This window comes from Caballeronia calidae (assembly GCF_900044055.2).
GTDB classification, from domain to species: domain Bacteria; phylum Pseudomonadota; class Gammaproteobacteria; order Burkholderiales; family Burkholderiaceae; genus Caballeronia; species Caballeronia calidae.
In genome coordinates this window covers 162,189-181,359 of record NZ_FCOX02000006.1, presented here as the reverse complement: position 1 = coordinate 181,359, position 19,171 = coordinate 162,189, and the positions used below count along the sequence as shown (strand labels likewise).

The following is a 19,171-nucleotide window of genomic DNA, read 5'->3' as shown; positions in this document are numbered from 1 at the left end:
GACCGGCTCATCCGGCGATCTGGCGCTCCGTTGCGCTGGCCCGGATCGCGCGGACCACGCGGGCGAGCGCCTTCAACGCATCGGCTGGCGAGTCCGCGAACTGCGCGGTCACGATCGCACCGTCGACGGCCAAAGCGAGCGCCTGCGCGTCCGCCTTCGCGGTGCGCGAAGCCGGCATCAGCGCGCGAATGGCCGCGGTCATGTCGCGCTTGTGACGCCGCGAAATATCCAAGGCCTGCGGCAGCGTCGCGCCGACTTCCACGACCGAATTGATGAACGCGCAACCGCGATAGCTCTCGCTGCCGAACCATTCGGCGAGCGCCGGCACGAGCGCATTGAGCGTGCCGCCGTGGCGAGCCAGGGCATCGCGGAACCACGCGATCCAGTTCTCGTGACGAAAGTCCAGGAACGCGACGATCAGATCATCCTTGCTCGGAAAGTAACGATAAAACGTCTTCTTCGCGACGCCCGATTCCGCGATCACGCGATCGATGCCCGTCGCGCGAATGCCGTCGCGATAGAAGAGATCGTGCGCGGTGTGCAGGATGCGCGCGTCCGGCGCGAGCTCCGCGAGATCGAAAGACGATGCCGATGGTTTCATGCAATCTATTGTAGACAGGTTCGTCTACCTGCGCTAGAGTGCGTCGGGTAGACAGATCTGTCTACTTTCTAACTCATCGCTTCGAAGGAGAAATTGCCATGGAAAGCAAACCGCCGTTTCCGCCGTTCGACGAAGAATCCGCCAAGCTGAAAGTCCGTCTTGCCGAAGATGCATGGAACACGCGCGAGCCCGAGCGCGTATCGCTGGCCTATAGCGTGGATACGCGCTGGCGCAATCGCGCCGAGTTCGCGAATGGCCGCGAGGAAGTGGTCGCGTTTTTGCGGCGCAAATGGGCGCGCGAACTCGACTACCGGTTGATCAAGGAGTTATGGGCGTACGAGGGCAACCGCATCGCGGTGCGCTTCGCGTACGAGTGGCATGACGATGCCAACAACTGGTATCGCAGCTACGGGAACGAGAACTGGGAATTCAACGAAGCGGGGCTGATGACCCATCGCCACGCGTCGATCAACGATCTGCCGATCAAGGAAGCGGATCGCAAATATCACTGGCCCCTCGGCCGCCGGCCCGACGACCATCCGGGCCTGAGCGACCTGGGCTTCTGACACTTTCAGCGAGCCGCGCGGCGCTACTTCTTGATGCGCCGCACGGCATCGGCTGCCGCGCCGAGCTTCGCCTGCATCTTGCCCGCCATTTTTTCGGCCGTGCCGCGCATTTGCGTGCCGCGGCTGCCGGTCGCCTTCCCGACGGCTTCGCGGACGATGCCTTTCATCTGGCGAGCCGTGCCTTCGATGCGGTTCTTGTCCATGATCACCTCCGACGGTTTGCGAGGCGTGCGCCTCACCAGTGATGCCGCATCGGACGTGCCTGCTTCTTCCTACATATCGCGGCGGCGACGGAAGGCCCACCATCCGGCGAGCACGGTGAATGTAGCGACGATCGCGACCAGCAGCCAGAAACCGTGATGGTTCTCCGCGAGCGGAATGCCGCCCACATTCATGCCGAAAAAGCCCGCGACGATATTGATCGGCAGCGCAAGCACGGTCACGAGCGTCAGCGTGAAGAGCGTGCGGTTGCTTTGCTCGCCCATGCGCGTCGCGACTTCTTCCTGCAGCAGCTTGATGCGCTCGACGAGGCCCGCGAGATCATTGAGCACGAGCGAGAACTCTTCGGTCGCATCGCGCAGGTCCTGAATGTCCTGCGCATGCAGCCAGCGCGGCGGCCGCGCGAGCAGACGGAACACGGAGCCGGGTTCGGGCGCGAGCAGGCGCTGCAATCGCACGAGCACACGACGCAGGCCGCCGAGATCGGTGCGGGTCGCGGCGCCGCGCATCGAAAGAAAACGGTCTTCGATGCCGTCCACCTCGACGCTCGTGCGCCGCACGATATGCACGAGCAGGTCCGCCTGATCGCGCAGCAGATGCGCGAGCAGTTCGGCGGGCGAGCGGAACAGTTCGCCGCGCCTGACCGACTCGCGCAGCGAATCGACGGAGCGCAAAGGCTTGAGGCGCGCCGTGACGAGCAGCTTCTGATGCGTGTAGACCCACAGCGTCGCGATCTCCGAGGGCGTCAGCTCGAAGTTGAACATCACGTCGTTGATGACCGCGAAGAGCGCGCCTTCCTGATGCTCGATGCGCGTCGAATGCGAGCCTTCGTTGAGCGTGTCGAAGAAGGCGTCGGGCAGGCCGAGGCGGCCGCGCATCCAGCGCTCGCACGAGCTGTTCGCGAGATCGAAGTGCAGCCAGACGAATTCCCGCGTGGTGTCGTCGCGTGCGAGCCATTCGCTCGCGGCCTCGGCATCGATCGGCTGGCCGGTTGATCGACATGAAACCGGAAGCCGCAGACGAGGCCGGAGAAATCGGAGCCGTAAGGCGGTCTTTGCAGGGTAGCGGGATTCATGCGGTCATTCGGTTGCGTTCTGGTAGATCGGCGTGTCTGCTGATGGCGCGCGCGTCGACGCATCGGAGATTCGCGCCGCCACGCGCTAGTGTGCCACCGGTCGCGCCCCGAATCGCGCTCGTCGCGCGTGATCGGCTAGCGAAATGATCGCCCCGGCTGCGTCAGGACGTGCAAATATGGCTGTCATATTGATGGCGTATGATCGCGCCACGCAAGACGGGCGCACACGCGGCGCCCGCGTGGAGTTCGCCGCCGGCGCGCGGCGCCGCGTGCCAACATGGGGAGAAGGCAGTGGAAGACCGTGACGATCTGGACGGGGCGACCCAATCGACGGCAGCGGGCGTGATCCGGCTCGCGTCGGTGATCGCGGGGCTCGCGCGCGAAGGCGCAATCGACACCCGCTTCGGCGCAAAGCTCCTGAAACGGCTCGACAAGGAAGCGCGGCGCGTGGCGTCGCGCGACACCGCGCCGCCCGACGAGGCGGAACAGACTGCGCTCTTCGGCGCGCTCGGGGAGCTCGATCTCGCGTTGCGGCAGCGCGACGCGGCATCGCTGGTCGAGGCGAATGCGCGGCTGCGCGAGAGCGAAAGCGCTGCGTCGGGCAAGCGGCGCAAAAGCAAGAAGGAAAGCGACGCCTGAGCGAAGCCGGAACGAAGCGCGAACGACGCCTGAGCGCCGCGCAGCGGGGCGGGCGCGAAACGTGCTGCGCCGCGGGACGTGTGATCTCGTCCGATGCCCATGTCCGTGTCCCTGCATTCCCCTCATTGCGCGTTGTGGACGAACCGTAGCGTCGACTTGCACCGCGCCCCGTGGCGCATCCTTGTCGTCGACGACAACGTCCATAGCGCCGAAGCGCTGTCGGCCGCGCTCGAATCCGACGGATTCGACACGCGCTTTGCGCTGTCCGGCGTCGCTGCCCTGCATTCGGTCGATAGCTGGGTGCCGCACGTCTTCATCCTGGACATCACCATGCCGGAGCACGACGGCTTCGCCACCGCGCGCGTGCTCCGTCGCATCGCCCGCACGCGTGAGGCGGTGATCATCGCGTTCACGGCGCTGGGCGAGGAGACCGTGCGGCCCGAGGCCGTCCATGCCGGATTCGACGGCTACTGCCAGAAGGGCAATCCGCCCGCCGAGCTGGTCCGGCTGATCCGGCGGCTCGTTCACTGAGATAACGTCCCGGATCGGCGCACGTGCCGGTATGTTGCACGCGCGTTCCCTCGATTATTTGTTCCGTCCCTGCCAAACGAAGTTGGATAAGGCGTTGCGGCCCGACAAGCGTAAAGCCTTGCCACGCAGGCCTCTGCGCCGAATTCGCACGCCCGTGCGGCCAGTGATTGTTGGCTCAGAGCGAAAAGTGAATTGAAACTTATGGGGATAAAAAACCGATAGTAGGGGTATACACTGCATTCCATCGACGTAGCAGACAGTTTCTCGCAAGACCGCTGCGGCGCTTTCTGATTGAACGTCAACCGTCTTTGGAGCACACCATGAAACGCAATCTTCTCGCTACTCTCCTGATCGCCGCTTCCGCCACGCTCGCCGCCCCCGCTTTCGCGAGCGGCTACGGCCCGGCGCCGTTCTACCGTCCGGCAGTCGGCGCGCCGGCTTCGCAACAAGGCCCGAGCGCACAGGCGATCGCCGCCGAGGAAAACGCTCACGGCGCCGATGTGCACGCTTTCGGCGGCTCGCGCGACGCGCTGGCGCAATCGGGTAACCGCACGCAATCGGCCAACAAGGCGCAATCGGTCTTCTTCGGTCAATAACCGGTTCGGCTTGCCCGGCTTATCCGCCAGGCTGATAGTCTGAAAGATCGCTTCGGCGCCCGGCAACGCACACTCACGAGGTTTGCGTTCGCCGGGCGCCGATCGTTTGTCAGGCGGCGTGCGCGAGTGCCCCGCGCATCACATTCGCCAGTTCCGACGCCTCGAACTTCGACACATACGCATTCGCGCCGACCTTGCGCACGTGCTGCTCGTTCGCCGATCCCGACAGCGACGAGTGAATCACCACCGGAATGTGCATCAGCCCCGTTTCCGCCTTGATGCGGCGCGTGAGCGTGAAGCCGTCCATCTCGGGCATTTCCAGATCCGTGAGCACGAGCGCGATGTGATCCGCGACCTCGGTGCCTTCCTTCTGCGCTTTCCTGAGCGCCGCTTCCAGCACGTCCCACGCTTCCTGACCGGTCTTGGTCATCACGAAGGGCACGCCCATCGCGGTAAGGCTTTGTTCGATGAGCGCCCGCGCGACGCCCGAATCGTCCGCCGCGAGCACGCGCGCGCCCGGCTTCAGATGCAGCCGCCCGGTGTTCGCCTCGGTGATGTCGGCTTCCCGCGACGGCAGCACGTCGCGCACGATGCGCTCGACATCGAGCACCTGCGCGAGCCGCGAGCCATCGACGTTGCCGTCGAGCCGCGCGAAGCTCGTCACGGTCTTGCCGCCCGAATGCGATTCCGCCGAGAGCACCTGATTCCATTCGAGCCGCACGATGTCGTCGACTTCCTCGACCGCGAAGCCTTGCGTCGTGCGCGCGAACTCGGTGACGAGCAGGATCTTCGGCCCGTTCTTCGGCCGGCAGCCGGTGATGCGCGCAAGATCGATCACCGGAATGATCTGTCCGCGAATATCCGCCACGCCGAGAATGGCCTCGCTCGATCCGGCTACGGCGGTGATCGCCGGCATCGCGAGAATTTCGCGCACCTTGAATACGTTGATGCCGTACAGTTCCCGTTGCTCCGAGCCCGGCGTCTCGCCGAGCCTGAACAGGAGCAACTCGAACATGTTGCTGCCCGCGAGCCGCACGCGCTGCTCGATATCCTGTTGTGAACTGCTCACCTCGTTCTCCCTCTAAGCGGTGCATTGCGCCGCGTTGCCGTCGTGGTCGTACTCATGGCGATGAATCCCGCCGAATGCATGATTAGCGGCATCGATTGGGGAAACTGAAGGCACGCGGCATCAATCGCGATTCACGTGGCGCGCCGCACTTGCGCGCCGCGCCGTTGATCTATACTTTTTCGAATGGTCGGGTTAATGCTGATGAAGGCGCCGCGCGCAAGGCTTTAGGCTCCTCAAGGGCGCAAGACAAACCCGTCGCCCAGGCGCAACAACGTTCCCCGCTACAACGGAGGCGCTCGATGGCAACAGTCGCACAGGTTCTGAATTCGAAACCCGACCAGACCGTCTATACGGTTGCCGCAACGGCGTCGGTCTTCGATGCAATCAAGCTGATGGCCGACAAGCATATCGGCGCGGTAATCGTCACCGAGGGTGACGAGATCGTGGGCATCATGACCGAGCGCGACTATGCGCGCAAAGTCGTCCTGATGGACCGCGCGTCGAAGCAGACGCCCGTGCGCGACATCATGACTTCGCAGGTGCGCTATGTGCGCCCGGACCAGACCACCGACGACTGCATGGCGCTCATGACCGACAAGCGCATGCGCCACTTGCCGGTGATCGACGACGGCAAGCTCGTCGGCATGATCTCCATCGGCGATCTGGTGAAGAACATCATCTCCGAGCAGCAGTTCACCATCCAGCAGCTCGAGTACTACATTCGCGGCGAGCACACGTAAGCACCGGCGGCGCGCCACGCGCCCGGCCGTCTGACTGTAAGCATTTCGTTATAATCGGCAGGCTTCGCGCGAAAGCGCGGGCCAGCCTCGTCGTGCCTTTCGCACGCGGGGGATCCAAGGAGCGCCGCCGATGACTCCAACCGTCACATCCGCTGCATCCGCCGAAACAGGACAGACGCTCGCCGCCGACGCGCCGTTCGTCATCGTGATGAACGCGGGCTCGGGCCGCCGTCCGGCCGACGCGACACGCACCATTCTCGAGCAGGAACTGGGCGCGGCGGGGCGGCGCTTCGAGTTGCGCGTCGTCGACGATCCGCGCCGCCTGGCGAGCGTCGCACGCGAGGCGGCCGCCGCGGCCTTCGCGCAGGACGGCGTGCTCGTCGGCGCCGGCGGCGATGGCACGCTCTGCACGGTCGCGCACGCGGCGCATGACGCCGGCTGCCCATTCGCGGTGCTGCCGCGCGGCACCTTCAATTACTTCAGCCGCGACCACGGCATTCCCGCCGATCTCGAACAAGCCACGAAACTCCTGCTCGACGCCCGCGCTTATCCGGTGCAGGTGGGCTTCGTCAACGGGCGCATGTTTCTCGTCAATGCGAGTCTCGGGCTTTATCCACGTTTGCTCGAAGATCGCGAAATCTACAAGCGGCAGTTCGGCCGCAGCCGGCTGGTCGCGTTGTGGTCGGCGCTCGCCACGATGTTGAAGCCGCACCGCCACCTGCATCTGCATATCGAACACGAAGGCAGCACCACCGAGATTCGCTCGTCGACGCTCTTCGTCGGCAATAACCGGCTGCAGATGGAGCAGATCGGCATGCCGGACGAAGCGCGCGCGCTGGAACATGGTTTGCTCGTTGCGATTGCGCCGCGGCCGGTGGGGCGGCTCATGCATCTGTGGCTGTCGCTGCATGGCGCGGCAGGGCGGCTGTCCGATTCCGATCACGTCGTGAGCTTCACGTTCGAGCGCATTACGGTGATGCGCCCGTCGAAGAAGCGCAAATCGATCAAGATCGCGACGGACGGCGAGATCGCGAAGCTGCCGATGCCGCTGGAATTCCGCGTCTCCGACAAGCCGCTGTTCCTGCTCAAGCCGGAACCGGCGATGGCCGAAGCGAATCGCTCATGACCGTGTTGTTGCAGATTTCCGATACACATTTCGGCACCGAGCGGCCGCAAGTCGCAGCGGCTTTGCTGCGTCTCGTCGACGCGCTGTCGCCGGATCTCGTCGTGCTGTCGGGCGATATCACCCAGCGCGCCCGTCGCAGGCAGTTCGCCGCCGCGCGCGCATTCGTCGATGCGCTCAGTCCCACGCCGACGCTCGTGATTCCCGGCAACCACGACATTCCGCTCTTCAATCCGCTCGCCCGGCTGTTTTATCCGTATGCGAATCATCAACGCGCGTTCGGCGCCGATCTCGAGCCGTCGTTCGAATCGCCCGGGCTGCTCGCGCTCGGCGTGAACACGACACGCCCGTACCGGCACAAGGACGGCGAAGTGTCGATGCAGCAGATCAGACGCGTCGCCGCGCGGCTGGAGACGGCGGGCGCGGCGCAGCTGCGCGTCGTGGTCACGCATCAGCCGGTGGCCGTCACGCGCGCGCAGGACGAAAAGAACCTGTTGCACGGCCGCGAACGCGCGGTTCAACGCTGGGCGCGGGCGGGCGCGGACCTCATTCTCGGCGGGCATATTCATCTGCCGTACGTGCTGCCGCTGCACGATACCTTCGCGGGCCTTCCGCGCCGCATGTGGGCGGTGCAGGCGGGCACGGCGCTTTCCTGGCGCACGCGCGGCACCATCGACAATTCGGTGAACGTGATTCGCCACGAAGCCGGCGGCGTTGAGATGCGGCAAACGACCGTCGAGCGCTGGGATTACTCGGAGACGAGCGAGAGCTTCGAGATGATCGCGCGTCACGAACTCGCGCTCGACGGCGCGCAGCCCGCCATCGCCGTCACCGTGGCCGAATGACGAGCTCCGCGAAGCCCGTCGCCGCGTCGTGCTCGCGCGTGTAGCGCTCGTCCGGCAGATTCGCGACGACGATCTCCGCCGTCGTCCGCACGATGCAGCCCGGCGTGACGTGTCCGCCGAACACGCGGCCGTGTGCGTCGGACACGCTCATGTGCAGGTGAGGACCTTGCGCGGACAGCGTGCCGGCGAGCGTCAGGATTTCGAGGTCGCCGCTTAGTTCGGCGGCATCGTCGCGCCCCGCGTAGCGCAAGCGGGCGACGCTCAGGCTGCCGATTCCCTGCACCACGAACGCGGCCGAGAGACCGCGCGCATGGAAAGCGTGATCGAGCGCGGCGCGCAGGTCGTCGCCGGGGGAGAGACGCAGGGTCATCGCGTGCATGAATGGAAGACTCGAAGCCGGATCGCAGTCAAGACTACACGGTCGCGGATCATGATGGCATGATGGGCGCGACCCATCGTTGCAGATTCATATTGCGGAGACGCCATGAGTTTCGAATTGACGATGCTGGCCTGGACGCTCGTGCTCGCGCTGGTGCAAGTGTTGCTCCCCGCATTGGTGCGCAATCGCGAAGTCGGCATCCGGTACAACACCGGACCGCGCGACGGCCCCACGCCGCCGCCCGGCAAGCTCTCCGGGCGGCTCATGCGCGCGCAGGCGAATCTGTTCGAAACGCTGCCGATTTTCGCGATCGCGGTGCTGATCGTGCACGTGACGGGACGCGAGAACGCGCTCACGCATTACGGCGCGCTGGCGTACTTCGTCGCGCGCCTCGTCTATGTGCCGCTCTACGCGGCGGGCGTGCCGTTCGTGCGCTCGCTCGTGTGGCTGGTGTCGGTCGTCGGCATCGTGCAGATTCTCGTTCCCATCATCTGAAGCAGGAGTGCCGGGCAATGACCGAACCACTTTCGACCATCGAGATCGAAACCGCGCCGAATCCCGAATTCGCCGTGATCCTGATGCACGGCCTCGGCGCCGACGCCAACGACTTCGTGCCGCTCGTGCCCGAGTTGCGCTTAGCCGACGCGCCCGCGATCCGCTTCGTGTTTCCGAACGCGCCGGAGATCGCGGTCACGGCGAACAACGGCTATGTGATGCGCGCGTGGTACGACATCCTGTCGTTCGAGGGCATCAACCGGCGCGTGGACGAGGCGGGCATCGCGCAATCTGTCGAGCGCGTGCGTGCGCTCATCGCGGAGCAGAACGCGCGCGGCATTCCGAGCGAGCGCATTTTCATCGCGGGGTTTTCGCAGGGCGGCGCGATGACCTATCACACCGGGCTCACGCATCCCGAGAAGCTTGCCGGGCTGATCGTGCTGTCGGGCTACATTCCGTCCGAAGGCCTGATCGACGAATCGCTCTCCGAGGCCAATCGCTCGATTTCCATTTTCGCCGCGCACGGCACGTTCGACGACGTGCTCAACGTGAGTCTCGGCGAGCAGGCGTGCGAATTCGCGCGCGCGCAGGGCTGCGACGTCGAATGGAACGCCTATCCGATGCCGCATTCCGTCTGCATGGAGGAAGTCGAGGCGCTGCGCGAGTGGCTCGGCGCGCGGCTAGCCCGTTAAGGTTCTGGCGAAGAGCGCGAGCACCGCGTCCGCATCCACGCCGATGCAGACATCGCAGGCGGGGCGCGCGTCCCAGTCCGGCGCGCTCGCGAGCATCGACGCGGGCTTTTGTATCGTGAGGCCCGCCGCGATGCCATCGGTCAGCACGCGCACCGGGCCGCTGCGCACGGTATAAAGCTCGCGCGCGACGACGAAGGCCGCCGCCGAATAATCGTGCGCGTAGATGCCTTTCGACATGCCGTCGTCCGCGTGGAAGCGTTCGTAGAAGCGCGACACGTCCCACACGAAGCGGCCCGCATCGCCGGCACGGTCGCGCAGCGAAGCGAGAAACGCCGTCGTCATCACGGTTTCGTGGGTGACGTCGAGCCCCACGATCGACACCTTCCACGGCGCGCCGAAGACGATATCGGCGGCATCCGGGTCGCCGTGCATGTTCGCCTCGGCGGCGGGCGTCGTATTGCCGAGCGTGCCGTTGAAGCCGAACGCGCCGCCCATCACGACGACTTCGCGCACGAGCGCGGCGATCTCCGGATCGTCTTCGAGCGCGAGCGCCAGGTTGGTCATCGGTCCGACCGCGAGCAGCGTGATCTCGCCGGGATGGGCCCGCACCGTCTCCACGATGAACCGATGCGCCGCGCGCCCATCCTCCAGCGCGTCGACATGCCCGATGCGCTCGATATCGCCGAGCGCGTCGTTGCCGTGGATATGCGCGATTGGCTCGGGCGGCGGGCACTTGAGCGGCGCCGCCGCGCCGCGCGCGACCGGCACGCCCGGCGCGAAGCGCGACGCCAGATAGAGCGCGTTCTTCGTCGTCGTGTCGATGTCCGAATTGCCGAACACGCTCGTGATGCCGACGAGTTCGATCTCCGGATGCCGCGCCTGGAACACGAGCGCGATGGCATCGTCGATGCCGGGATCGGTGTCGTAGATCACCAAGCGGGGATTCGTCCCGGGTTCGCTTCTGTATTCCATGCTCATCTCACCTTTTTGCCTGAAATTTTTATCTGCATAACAGCAGCATTAAGAATATTTCTAGAGACAACAGGCAAACATTCCAATTTTTGACAGAGTCCATTTAAGAGAAATCTGATTAGGTGTCTTTATTTGGATGACTAATATCACTTGGCCTTGGTTGTCGACTGCTGTCAATCAATAAATTGTTATTTGATTGGCCTTTCTCGAGGCTGCATGTTTAAAAGGCATTTAGATAGGCAAAGAGTCAGTGTTTTTTCTAAGAAGCCCGTCGAGCGAAAGAGTTCGATGCATCGGGACTTTTCAAGCGCTCGTCGATTCGCAATCAATTGGGAGAATCAAAAGATGAAGATGTATGTCATTTCGGCAATCACGGCCGCGGTTCTTGAACTGACGGCCGCGGGCGCGCACGCTTCCGACGGAACGATCACGTTCAACGGCGCACTGACGGCGAACACATGCACGATCAACGGCAACGGCACCAGTAAGAAGGACTTCACGGTCACGCTGCCCACCGTGTCCACCAGCACGTTGACGGCAGCGGGACAGACGGCGGGCACGACGTCCTACACCATTGCGCTGACCGGGTGCTCCGGCGGTTCTTCGGCTTCTGTGTTCTACGAAGCGGGAGCTACGGTCGACGCGAGCGATGGCCGTCTTGTGGTCGCGTCGGGCGGTGCAACCAACGTCAAGCTCCAGTTGCTGAACTCGGATGGCACGCAGATCAAGGCAGGCTATTCGCCTGATCTGCAAAACTCCGAACCAGCCGACATCACCTCGGGCGAGGCCACGCTCAGCTACCAGGTCCAGTACTACGCAACCGGCGCGACCGGTGCCGGCGCGGCCAATTCGTCGGTCGTCTACAGCGTCGACTACCTGTAAGCCAGGCGGGCAACCGCTTTTCTGAAGCGACGATTCGAATGAGGCGGACTTTGTTCCGCCTCATTCGAAAGTTTGGATTTCTTCGGGCAAGGCCTTCGAACATGAAACAGATCTGCAGAGTGACCATAGCAACGGTGCTATTCGCACTGAGCTTTGTTTTCGGCATCGATGCGCAGGCGTCGGTGGTCGTGGCCGGTACACGCGTGGTCTATAACCAGACCGATTCGGAAGTCACGGTCAGGCTGAGCAATAACGGCAAGCTGCCTGGCCTCGTGCAGATCTGGCTCGACAAGGGAGATCCCAGCGCGAAGCCCGACACGATCGATCTTCCGTTCACGATCACGCCGCCCGTCACGCGCATCAATCCGAACAAGTCGCAAACGCTACGGATCATCTATACCGGCGAGCCGTTGCCGTCCGATAAAGAGCTGTGTTTCTATCTGAACGTGCTCGAGATCCCGCCGAAGCCGACGGGCGACGAGGCCTCCGCCAATCAGTTGCAACTGGCGTTCCGCACCCGCATCAAGTTCTTTTTTCGGCCCGAGGGGCTGAAAGGGCAAGCCGTCGAAGCGCCGCACAGATCGTCTGGCGCCTGAAGCAGGAGAACGGCAAGACTGAAATCGTGGCGCACAACCCGACGCAATATCACGTGTCCGTCGAGCGCCTGAGCGTCAGCAACGGCGCCCAGCATGCCGAAACCACGTTTGGCGGCATGGTCGACCCCGGCGGATCGAAAGCGTTCCAGCTCAATGGCGATGTCCAGCCCGCGGGCGCGAAGCTTCACTACTTCGCGATCAACGACTACGGCGGACTGCAAGACGGCGACGCCGCGCTGGCTCCCTGAGCCGGCCACACCAAGAGCCATACCGGCGGCCTGATACGCGTCGCCGCGAATCCTGCAAGTCGAACTCTCTGCGTAAGCATGGGAGATAGCGTCGCGGCCCTGCGCGGGCGCCGGGGCGAGCCTTTGCCTGCACCAAATAAAAATGAAAGACAGCGATACCCGTGCACCCAGGTTTCGGTTGAAGGAGCTTTGCCTCGTCGTTCAGACGCTCGCTGCCACGGGCTTCGGCACGCACGCGTGGGCGGACGAAACGCAGCAGGACTCAGTGCAGTTCAACCAGGAGTTTCTGCAATCCGGGAGTGGCGCAAAGGCCGATATATCGCGTTTCAACAAGAGCGACGAGCCGCTGCCGGGTAATTATCGCGCCGATACCTACGTGAACGACACGTGGGTCGGCAAGATGAGCATCGCGATCAAGGACGTCGGAGACGGCACGGATGCCGTGCAACCGTGCTTCGATACGGAATTGCTCGAGCATCTCGGCGCCGATGTGCGCAAGCTGACGCCGGATGCGCTTGCGCTTCTCGATCGGGCGCACGACACATGCGCACCGATTCAGCGACTGATTCCAGATGCGAAGGCGGACTTCGACTCGGGCGAGTTGCGCCTGAACGTGAGCATTCCGCAGATCGCACTGAGCTCGCGCGCGCGGGGCTACGTCGATCCGAAGTACTGGGACGAGGGCGTGCCTGCGGCGTTGCTCCAGTACAACGCGAATACCTATCGTTCGAATGCCGGCGGCGTGTCGAAGCAGTCGGATTACCTGGGGTTGACCGGCGGCATCAATGCGGGAGCGTGGCGCTTCCGCTACCAGGGCAACGTCAACCACAGCAGTTATGGCGGCACGCATTACCAGAGCCTGTCGACCTATATTCAGCGCGACATCGTCGGCATCAGGGGCCAGCTCACGGTGGGCGACACCTTCACCGACGGGCAGCTCTTCGACAGCTACGGCGTGCGCGGCGTGAAGCTGGGCTCGGACGATCGCATGCTTCCGCAGTCGCAGCGCGGCTACGCGCCGGTGGTTCACGGCATTGCGAATACGAATGCCAAGGTGCAGATACGGCAGAACGGCAACATCATCTACGAAACCACCGTTGCACCGGGCGCGTTCGAGATCGACGATCTATATCCGACGGGTTACGGCGGCGACCTGCAGGTCATCGTCACGGAAGCCGACGGTTCGCAGCACATTTCCACGGTGCCCTACGCGGCGGCGGTGAACGCGCTTCGCCCAGGCGTCACGCGGTATAACGCCGTCGTCGGCCAGTATCGCGATGCAACCACGAGCCAGCACCCGTTCGTCTCGCAATTCACGCTGCAGCGCGGCCTGACCAACACGGTCACGCTCTACGGGGGCGTGATCGCGGCGGAGCAGTACACGTCGGGCATACTCGGCACGGCGTTGAACACGCGGCTGGGCGCGTTCGGATTCGACGTGACCCAGGCATCGGCGCGCCTCGGCGGCAACATCGGCGATCGCAACGGCACGAGCCTGAGGCTCAGCTACAGCCGCGTGCTGGAGCCCACCAACACGAACATCGCGATCGCAGCGTATCGCTACTCGACGAGCGGCTTCATCAGCCTTTCCGATGCGATGCGCCTGCGTCAGTTCATCGACGTGCGTAACCCAGGGCAGGCGCCTCGTCTGCAAAAGTCGCGCGTGCAGTTCGACATCAGTCAGAGTCTCGGCGACCGCTACGGTTCGCTGTACGCGACGGGTTCCGTGCAGAACTACTGGAATCGCGGCAGCCACGATACGCAACTTCAGCTCGGCTACGAGAACCGGTGGAAGTGGCTGAACTATGGCCTGTCGCTTTCGCGCCAATACGACGTCAACGCCGGCAACTGGGATAACCGCGTCATGCTGACGCTGAACATTCCGCTCGGCCTGGACGCGCATGCGCCGCGGACCACGACCAGCTACCAGCACGATTCCCTGAACGACAGCAACAGCCTGCAGACGTCGCTCAGCGGCACGTTGGGCGAGGACAGCGCATTCAGCTACGGCGTCAACGCCAACTACGCCAACGGCGGCGGCGGCGCCACCACCACGGTGGGCGGAAACGTCGCCTATTCATCGCCGGTTACGTTGCTGACGGTCAATGCGAGCCGAAGCGACCGCTACAGCCAGGTCGGTGCGGGCATGTCGGGCGGCGCGGTCCTCTACGGCGGCGGCCTTGCGATGACGCCGAACATGAGCGAGACCGTCGCGATCGTCGACGCGCCCGACGCCGCGGGCGCGCGTCTGAACAACGGCTCCGGCTTGCGCGTGGATCACTGGGGACACGCGATCGTCTCGGGCCTGCAGCCGTATTCGAACAACGACATCGAACTGGACCCCAAAGGCCTGCCGCTCAACATCCAGCTCAAATCGTCGGTGCAACGCACGGCGCCGACCGCGGGCGCGGTCGTCGTCACGAAGTTCGAGACGCAGGACACGGGCAAGTCCGCCGTGCTGCGCGTGACGCGGCCGAACGGTGGTTCGCTGCCGTTCGGCTCGCAGGTCTACGACGAAGCGGGCGAGACCGTGGGAACGGTCGCGCAGGGCAGCCGCATCATCGCGACGGGGCTCAAGGCCGACGCGGGAGATCTGTCGGTGAAGTGGGGCGCGCAGGCGGCGCAGTCCTGCACGATCCACTACCAATTGCCTGATTCGAAGAAGCCGAAGACACCGTTCGCCATTCTCGATGGCGAATGCCGATGACGCTCGTCGCAACCTCATGAAGCTTTCGAATATGAATCCGTTGAAGCTGCTTTTTCCGGCACTGGCGCGCTGCCTGGCGCTCTTTTTCTCGCTCCTTCTCCTGGCAGGCGCGCCGGCTGCGCATGCCACGTCTTCGTGCAAGGCGAATTACAGCAGTTGGACGCTGAACCTGCCTTCTTCGGTGGCGGTGGCGCGCGATCTGCCGAACGGCTCGCTGCTGACCAATTGGGTGAGCACGCCGGCGACGACCAATTACTGGACTTGCACGGTGACGAGCGCGTCTGGCACCGGAAGCGATTTCTGGCCGGCGGGCATCGCGTCGACGAGTCCCTCTGGCTACACGGTGACGTACAACGGAATCAGCGTTTCCGTTTACGCCACGAACGTCGCCGGAGTGGGTATCGCCATGGCGGGGAGGGTCTACGCCAACGGGTGCGGGTGGTGGCCCTGGAAAGACATGCCGAACCTGGGAGGACAGTGCAATACGAACGGGACGGTGACGAACGGCGGTCAGCTTTCCGTTGCGCTGGTGAAGATCGGGAACATCGCACCCGGCACCGTGTCAGGCATGGTGTCGCAGGCGTACTCGTCGGAGGGCGCTCCGATTGGACACTCTACGGACAACGCCGCCGCGGGCATCCAGAGCTTCTCCATTACACCGGTGAGCGTCACCACGCTGACCTGCCAGACGCCCAATATGAATATAAACATGGGCACGCATGGACCGATGGACATGCCGGGCGTCGGTTCCCTGTCGCCGAATCCCGCATCGTTCAATTTGCAGTTCAATAACTGCCCGAGCGGCAGCCTCGTGTCCGGTACGAGCGCAGGCCTGCTGAGCAGCGTCCAGTACCGGATCGACCCTGGCAACGGCACGGTTTCGGGTTTCTCGAACGTGGCGGCGCTGAGCGGAAGTCCGGCGGCCGGCGGCGTCGGCATCCAGCTTTTCGACAGCACCGGCGCGGTGTTTCCGCTGGGCGTAAACAAGGCTTTGAGCGGATTCAATCCCGGCGTCGCGCAAAGCTATTCGGTGCCGATGACCGCCAGGTACTACCGCACGGGAACCGTCACCCCGGGCCCCGGCAACGCCACCATGACCTTGACGGTCACATACGATTAGGAAACGGCGCTTTCGTTCAGGGCGATAGGGTGAGATCGCCGCTTTTCACTCAAGACAACTCGACATGTTCAAACACACCATAGCCCTTGCAGTGCCCCTGCTGTTCGGCGCGGCCAACGCGCTCGCAGCGGACGCTACCTTGACGTTCACCGGCACGATCATCCTGCCGACCTGCACGGTGGTGACCGGTTCCGGCACCCAGACCGTCGCGCTCGATACGGCCAAGACCACGGATTTCGCCGCCGTGGGCAGCGTCGCGCAGCCCAAGGCCTTCAATATCAAGCTGTCCAATTGCACGGCGAATACCAACGTGACGATGACCGTGAGCGGCACGACGGACACCGTGGCAAGCGTGCTCAAGAACACCGGCACCGCTACGCAGGTCGGTATTCAGTTGCTCAAGGCGACCAATGTCGGCGACATTACCGGCACCAATATCACGATCAACTCCGCGCTCGGCCTGGGCACCGTCGATGCCACCAGCGCGATGACCATCCCGCTGGTCGCGCAGTATTACCGGCTCGGCACGATGACCGCCGGCACGGTGGCGTCCAGCGCCACGGTGAACTTCAGCTACAACTGAGCTTCGCCCGCGATCAGCGTCACCATTTCGCGCCGCAGCTCGGCGGGGCTCACGGGCTTCGACAGCACGTCATGGTCGCACGCGAGCGGGACGATCGTCGCGGCCGGCTCGCCCGTCACGACGAGGCACGGGCAGGGCCGCCCGAGCTTCGTCGTGCCCAGCATCGCGACCTCGCGCGCCGTCTTGAAGTCGCGCAGACGGTAATCGGTGATGATGAGGTCGGGGAAACGCTCGACCGTCGCGAGAATTTCCTCGTATTCGTCGAAGGTCGCGGCGGAATCGTAGAGCACGCCCCATTGCGAGAGCAGCGCTTCGGTGGACGCGCGCACGAGACCGTCGTCCTCGACGAGCAGCACGTAGCGCCCGCTCAGGTGCGCCGCCTCGGCGGCTTCCGAGCGCGCCGGCGCGCGCGCCGACGGCGTGTCCGGCGACGGTCCGCACAGCGGCATTTCCAGCGAGAAGCGCGAGCCGCGCCCCTCGGTGGACTTCAGCTCGATGCGGTGCTGATCCAGCATGGAAATCACCGCATTGACGATCGACAGCCCCAGGCCGAGGCCCTTGTCGCGATCCTGCTCGGGATTGTCGACCTGAAAGAACGGCTGGAAGATCGCGTCGAAATAATCGGCCGGAATGCCGATGCCGTTGTCCAGCACATCGATGCGCGCGCGGGTCGGCGAACGCACCACGCCGACGATCACCGTCGGCTTCGAGGTCTTGCTCGTGTCCGCGTACTTGATGCCGTTCGACACGAGATTGGCGACCGCGCGTCCGAGCCAGTGCGCGTCGCTGCGCACGCAGACGATATCTTCCTTCGGCAGCCGCAGCCGCAACTCGACACCGCGGCTCATCGCGAACGGACGCAATTGCTCGGCGGCTTCTTCGACGATCTGCCGCACGTCGAACACGTGATAGCGCGGCACGACGCGTCCCGACTCCAGCCGCGACAGATCCAGCACCGCGTTCAAAAGCCGCGCGAGGATCACCGACGAGCGCCCGCATTCGTTGATGAGCCGCTCGGCCTGATCGAACTCGCCGTTGCGGATGGCCTCGGCGGCCGCCTGCAGAAACAGGTTGAGCGCGTGCATCGGCTGGCGCAGGTCGTGCGTCGCGGCGGCGAGAAAGTTGGATTTTTCGCGGCTCGCGGTCTGCGCGGCGATCATCTGCTGCTCGCGCAGCTCGAGCAGCGCGTTCGTCTTGTTTTCCTGATCCTTCTTCGACACTTCCAGTTCGCGGTTCTTGCGGCCGAGCGAGACGTTCGCGGTGCGCAATTCGTCGTTGAGCGCGGCGAGCGCGCGCTCCGAGCTATAGCGCTCGCGCGACACGCGCTCGGCGTGCGTGCAGACGCCGTGCCCGACGACCACGACGTTGAACATGTAGAACACCCCGGCGAAGAAGTCCTCGGAGCTGAGCAGGTGAAAGCTGATCTGCAGCAGGACGATGGACGCCAGCGTGACGACGCCGGCGATCAGCGCGATGCGCGAGCGGAGGTAGAAGAAGCTGAACTGGAAGAACAGCGCGAGACAGAGGCCGTTGAAGTGCTGCGTGAAGTTGTAGGGCGCGGGCGTGATCGCCACCATCGTGAGGATCAGGCACAGCAGCCCGTAGATGCCGGTGAGAATGATCCGCTGCGAGCGCGCGTGTGAGCGGAACGAGGGCCGCAGCACCAGCACGCCCACGAAGAACAGCAGCGCGATGCCCGCGAAGCGCAGCGCGAGGACATCCGGGAGGCGCGCGTTGAGCGCCTGGTTGCCGCGCGCGAAGCTCAGGTCCCACCAGAGAAAGCACGTCCAGATGGCGAGCGCGAGCAGGGTCGACGCACGTCTGAATGCGCAAAAGCGCTGACTGTGGTCTTCGAGAAACTGCGCCTCGAGCGCGGGATCGGAGAACGGCGCCGGAATCGAGAGATTGCGCACCAGGCTCGCGCCCGCCTCACGGGCAGCCGCGAACAGCATTCCTGGATTGCGCACGCTGGCGGCGCGTTGGGGGACGGCCATCTTCATGCTCGCTCACGGAATCGGGTTTTCTACTTTAGGCCAATGCGGTCATACCAATACGCCTTTTTTTAGCAATCAGCCGTTATGACCGGAAAATATTGCGTCTTAACGGCGACTTATTGGCGTCTTATCGGCGTGTCGGGGGCGGGACGGGCGAGGCGAGGAGGGAAGAAGGCCGGGTCGGTTCCGGAGCCGAACGGCGAGCGTCGGATTTTCGCTCGCCGATTCGAAGGACAGCCACAACATATGCCCCCCGCACGATGACGAGGGCGGTTCTGCACGGACCCGAATCCGCTCAGGATTTCGGTTTGGCCTTGGTGGTGCGCTTCGTGACCTGCATCTCCTTCGTGCCTGCGGCCTTCGCGGGCGACGCCTTGCTGCCGGCGGTTTTCTTGCGGCTCGACATTTCCGTTTCAGCGGGCTGGCTCGCCTGAGCCTTGCGTGGGGATGGCATGCTGACCTCCTTCAGTGCGTGTCCATATCGACACATTGATAACCA

At 64.1% G+C, this 19,171-nt stretch carries 22 protein-coding genes and 1 pseudogene; 15 read left to right on the top strand and 8 right to left on the bottom strand.

Annotated elements, in window-relative coordinates; all coding sequences use genetic code 11:
• Positions 1-7: 7 nt before the first annotated feature.
• Positions 8-601, bottom strand: a complete 594-nt coding sequence (locus AWB78_RS08910; protein ID WP_062604189.1) for a TetR/AcrR family transcriptional regulator — start codon at positions 599-601, stop codon at positions 8-10.
• Positions 602-699: 98 nt separating this feature from the next.
• On the opposite strand from AWB78_RS08910, the gene AWB78_RS08905 reads away from it, so the two are divergent.
• Positions 700-1,167, top strand: a complete 468-nt coding sequence (locus AWB78_RS08905) for a nuclear transport factor 2 family protein (protein WP_062604188.1) — start codon at positions 700-702, stop codon at positions 1,165-1,167.
• Positions 1,168-1,190: 23 nt separating this feature from the next.
• On the opposite strand, the gene AWB78_RS08900 is transcribed toward AWB78_RS08905, so the two are convergent.
• Positions 1,191-1,370, bottom strand: a complete 180-nt coding sequence (locus tag AWB78_RS08900; protein WP_062604187.1) for a CsbD family protein — start codon at positions 1,368-1,370, stop codon at positions 1,191-1,193.
• A 69-nt stretch (positions 1,371-1,439) separates the two neighbouring features.
• Positions 1,440-2,461: pseudogene (locus AWB78_RS08895) on the bottom strand (transporter).
• Between the two features lie 291 nt (positions 2,462-2,752).
• On the opposite strand from AWB78_RS08895, the gene AWB78_RS08890 reads away from it, so the two are divergent.
• From AWB78_RS08890 to AWB78_RS08880, 3 genes are all read left to right on the top strand, one after another.
• Complete coding sequence (locus tag AWB78_RS08890; RefSeq protein ID WP_062604248.1) at positions 2,753-3,100, top strand: hypothetical protein; 348 nt, start codon at positions 2,753-2,755, stop codon at positions 3,098-3,100.
• A gap of 99 nt (positions 3,101-3,199) precedes the next feature.
• Entirely contained in the window at positions 3,200-3,631 is a 432-nt protein-coding gene (locus AWB78_RS08885) for a response regulator (RefSeq protein ID WP_062604186.1), read from the top strand.
• A 320-nt stretch (positions 3,632-3,951) separates the two neighbouring features.
• A complete protein-coding gene (locus tag AWB78_RS08880) occupies positions 3,952-4,227 on the top strand; it encodes a hypothetical protein (RefSeq protein ID WP_062604185.1) in 276 nt (91 codons plus the stop codon).
• Between the two features lie 109 nt (positions 4,228-4,336).
• Here AWB78_RS08880 and AWB78_RS08875 read toward each other — a convergent pair whose 3' ends face one another.
• Positions 4,337-5,296, bottom strand: coding sequence for a chemotaxis protein (locus AWB78_RS08875; RefSeq protein ID WP_062604184.1), 960 nt, complete (start codon positions 5,294-5,296; stop codon positions 4,337-4,339).
• A gap of 299 nt (positions 5,297-5,595) precedes the next feature.
• Here AWB78_RS08875 and AWB78_RS08870 point away from each other — a divergent pair, with 299 nt between their 5' ends.
• The 3 genes from AWB78_RS08870 (at position 5,596) to AWB78_RS08860 (ending at position 8,004) form a co-directional block, all read left to right on the top strand.
• Positions 5,596-6,036 (top strand): CBS domain-containing protein, encoded by a 441-nt coding sequence (locus tag AWB78_RS08870; RefSeq protein ID WP_014251054.1) that lies wholly within the window; start codon positions 5,596-5,598, stop codon positions 6,034-6,036.
• A 130-nt stretch (positions 6,037-6,166) separates the two neighbouring features.
• Positions 6,167-7,162 carry a diacylglycerol/lipid kinase family protein gene (locus AWB78_RS08865; protein WP_062604183.1) on the top strand — a complete coding sequence of 332 codons (996 nt, stop codon included), beginning with the start codon at positions 6,167-6,169 and terminating at the stop codon, positions 7,160-7,162.
• Positions 7,159-8,004: a metallophosphoesterase family protein gene (locus tag AWB78_RS08860; RefSeq protein ID WP_062604182.1), complete on the top strand. Its 846-nt coding sequence runs from the start codon at positions 7,159-7,161 to the stop codon at positions 8,002-8,004. The genes AWB78_RS08865 and AWB78_RS08860 overlap by 4 nt, the downstream gene beginning before the upstream one ends.
• On the opposite strand, the gene AWB78_RS08855 is transcribed toward AWB78_RS08860, so the two are convergent.
• Entirely contained in the window at positions 7,988-8,383 is a 396-nt protein-coding gene (locus AWB78_RS08855) for a PPC domain-containing DNA-binding protein (protein WP_062604181.1), read from the bottom strand. The two genes, AWB78_RS08860 and AWB78_RS08855, sit on opposite strands and share 17 nt — an antisense overlap.
• Before the next feature lie 105 nt (positions 8,384-8,488).
• Here AWB78_RS08855 and AWB78_RS08850 point away from each other — a divergent pair, with 105 nt between their 5' ends.
• Together AWB78_RS08850 and AWB78_RS08845 are read left to right on the top strand one after the other, a co-directional pair.
• Positions 8,489-8,878, top strand: coding sequence for an MAPEG family protein (locus AWB78_RS08850; protein ID WP_062604180.1), 390 nt, complete (start codon positions 8,489-8,491; stop codon positions 8,876-8,878).
• 17 nt (positions 8,879-8,895) lie between these two features.
• Positions 8,896-9,570 (top strand): alpha/beta hydrolase, encoded by a 675-nt coding sequence (locus tag AWB78_RS08845; protein WP_062604179.1) that lies wholly within the window; start codon positions 8,896-8,898, stop codon positions 9,568-9,570.
• On the opposite strand, the gene AWB78_RS08840 is transcribed toward AWB78_RS08845, so the two are convergent.
• Positions 9,559-10,542: a nucleoside hydrolase gene (locus tag AWB78_RS08840; protein ID WP_062604247.1), complete on the bottom strand. Its 984-nt coding sequence runs from the start codon at positions 10,540-10,542 to the stop codon at positions 9,559-9,561. The two genes, AWB78_RS08845 and AWB78_RS08840, sit on opposite strands and share 12 nt — an antisense overlap.
• A 345-nt stretch (positions 10,543-10,887) precedes the next feature.
• On the opposite strand from AWB78_RS08840, the gene AWB78_RS08835 reads away from it, so the two are divergent.
• The 6 genes from AWB78_RS08835 (at position 10,888) to AWB78_RS08815 (ending at position 16,678) form a co-directional block, all read left to right on the top strand.
• On the top strand, positions 10,888-11,424 hold the full coding sequence (locus tag AWB78_RS08835; protein ID WP_062604178.1) for a fimbrial protein: 537 nt from the start codon (positions 10,888-10,890) through the stop codon (positions 11,422-11,424).
• A gap of 101 nt (positions 11,425-11,525) precedes the next feature.
• Positions 11,526-12,020 (top strand): fimbria/pilus periplasmic chaperone, encoded by a 495-nt coding sequence (locus tag AWB78_RS08830; protein WP_332460093.1) that lies wholly within the window; start codon positions 11,526-11,528, stop codon positions 12,018-12,020.
• Positions 12,021-12,046: 26 nt separating this feature from the next.
• Positions 12,047-12,268 carry a fimbrial biogenesis chaperone gene (locus tag AWB78_RS49555; protein WP_332460092.1) on the top strand — a complete coding sequence of 74 codons (222 nt, stop codon included), beginning with the start codon at positions 12,047-12,049 and terminating at the stop codon, positions 12,266-12,268.
• A 142-nt stretch (positions 12,269-12,410) separates the two neighbouring features.
• Complete coding sequence (locus AWB78_RS08825; RefSeq protein WP_062604177.1) at positions 12,411-14,975, top strand: fimbria/pilus outer membrane usher protein; 2,565 nt, start codon at positions 12,411-12,413, stop codon at positions 14,973-14,975.
• Entirely contained in the window at positions 14,959-16,095 is a 1,137-nt protein-coding gene (locus AWB78_RS45200) for a fimbrial protein (protein WP_062604176.1), read from the top strand. Before AWB78_RS08825 ends, AWB78_RS45200 begins: the two co-directional genes overlap by 17 nt.
• 64 nt (positions 16,096-16,159) lie before the next feature.
• Positions 16,160-16,678: a fimbrial protein gene (locus AWB78_RS08815; RefSeq protein ID WP_062604175.1), complete on the top strand. Its 519-nt coding sequence runs from the start codon at positions 16,160-16,162 to the stop codon at positions 16,676-16,678.
• Here AWB78_RS08815 and AWB78_RS08810 read toward each other — a convergent pair.
• Entirely contained in the window at positions 16,669-18,672 is a 2,004-nt protein-coding gene (locus AWB78_RS08810; RefSeq protein WP_062604246.1) for an ATP-binding response regulator, read from the bottom strand. The genes AWB78_RS08815 and AWB78_RS08810 overlap by 10 nt on opposite strands.
• A 295-nt stretch (positions 18,673-18,967) precedes the next feature.
• Complete coding sequence (locus AWB78_RS46390) at positions 18,968-19,126, bottom strand: hypothetical protein (protein ID WP_157697443.1); 159 nt, start codon at positions 19,124-19,126, stop codon at positions 18,968-18,970.
• Positions 19,127-19,171 lie beyond the last annotated feature (45 nt).

Coding starts and splice junctions, on each gene's coding strand:
- AWB78_RS08910 (WP_062604189.1), bottom strand. CDS start 601: ATGAAACCATCGGCATCGTCTTTCGATCTCGCGGAGCTCGCGCCGGAC.
- AWB78_RS08905 (WP_062604188.1), top strand. CDS start 700: ATGGAAAGCAAACCGCCGTTTCCGCCGTTCGACGAAGAATCCGCCAAG.
- AWB78_RS08900 (WP_062604187.1), bottom strand. CDS start 1,370: ATGGACAAGAACCGCATCGAAGGCACGGCTCGCCAGATGAAAGGCATC.
- AWB78_RS08885 (WP_062604186.1), top strand. CDS start 3,200: ATGTCCGTGTCCCTGCATTCCCCTCATTGCGCGTTGTGGACGAACCGT.
- AWB78_RS08880 (WP_062604185.1), top strand. CDS start 3,952: ATGAAACGCAATCTTCTCGCTACTCTCCTGATCGCCGCTTCCGCCACG.
- AWB78_RS08870 (WP_014251054.1), top strand. CDS start 5,596: ATGGCAACAGTCGCACAGGTTCTGAATTCGAAACCCGACCAGACCGTC.
- AWB78_RS08865 (WP_062604183.1), top strand. CDS start 6,167: ATGACTCCAACCGTCACATCCGCTGCATCCGCCGAAACAGGACAGACG.
- AWB78_RS08860 (WP_062604182.1), top strand. CDS start 7,159: ATGACCGTGTTGTTGCAGATTTCCGATACACATTTCGGCACCGAGCGG.
- AWB78_RS08855 (WP_062604181.1), bottom strand. CDS start 8,383: ATGCACGCGATGACCCTGCGTCTCTCCCCCGGCGACGACCTGCGCGCC.
- AWB78_RS08850 (WP_062604180.1), top strand. CDS start 8,489: ATGAGTTTCGAATTGACGATGCTGGCCTGGACGCTCGTGCTCGCGCTG.
- AWB78_RS08845 (WP_062604179.1), top strand. CDS start 8,896: ATGACCGAACCACTTTCGACCATCGAGATCGAAACCGCGCCGAATCCC.
- AWB78_RS08840 (WP_062604247.1), bottom strand. CDS start 10,542: ATGGAATACAGAAGCGAACCCGGGACGAATCCCCGCTTGGTGATCTAC.
- AWB78_RS08835 (WP_062604178.1), top strand. CDS start 10,888: ATGAAGATGTATGTCATTTCGGCAATCACGGCCGCGGTTCTTGAACTG.
- AWB78_RS08830 (WP_332460093.1), top strand. CDS start 11,526: ATGAAACAGATCTGCAGAGTGACCATAGCAACGGTGCTATTCGCACTG.
- AWB78_RS08825 (WP_062604177.1), top strand. CDS start 12,411: ATGAAAGACAGCGATACCCGTGCACCCAGGTTTCGGTTGAAGGAGCTT.
- AWB78_RS45200 (WP_062604176.1), top strand. CDS start 14,959: ATGGCGAATGCCGATGACGCTCGTCGCAACCTCATGAAGCTTTCGAAT.
- AWB78_RS08815 (WP_062604175.1), top strand. CDS start 16,160: ATGTTCAAACACACCATAGCCCTTGCAGTGCCCCTGCTGTTCGGCGCG.
- AWB78_RS08810 (WP_062604246.1), bottom strand. CDS start 18,672: ATGGCCGTCCCCCAACGCGCCGCCAGCGTGCGCAATCCAGGAATGCTG.
- AWB78_RS46390 (WP_157697443.1), bottom strand. CDS start 19,126: ATGCCATCCCCACGCAAGGCTCAGGCGAGCCAGCCCGCTGAAACGGAA.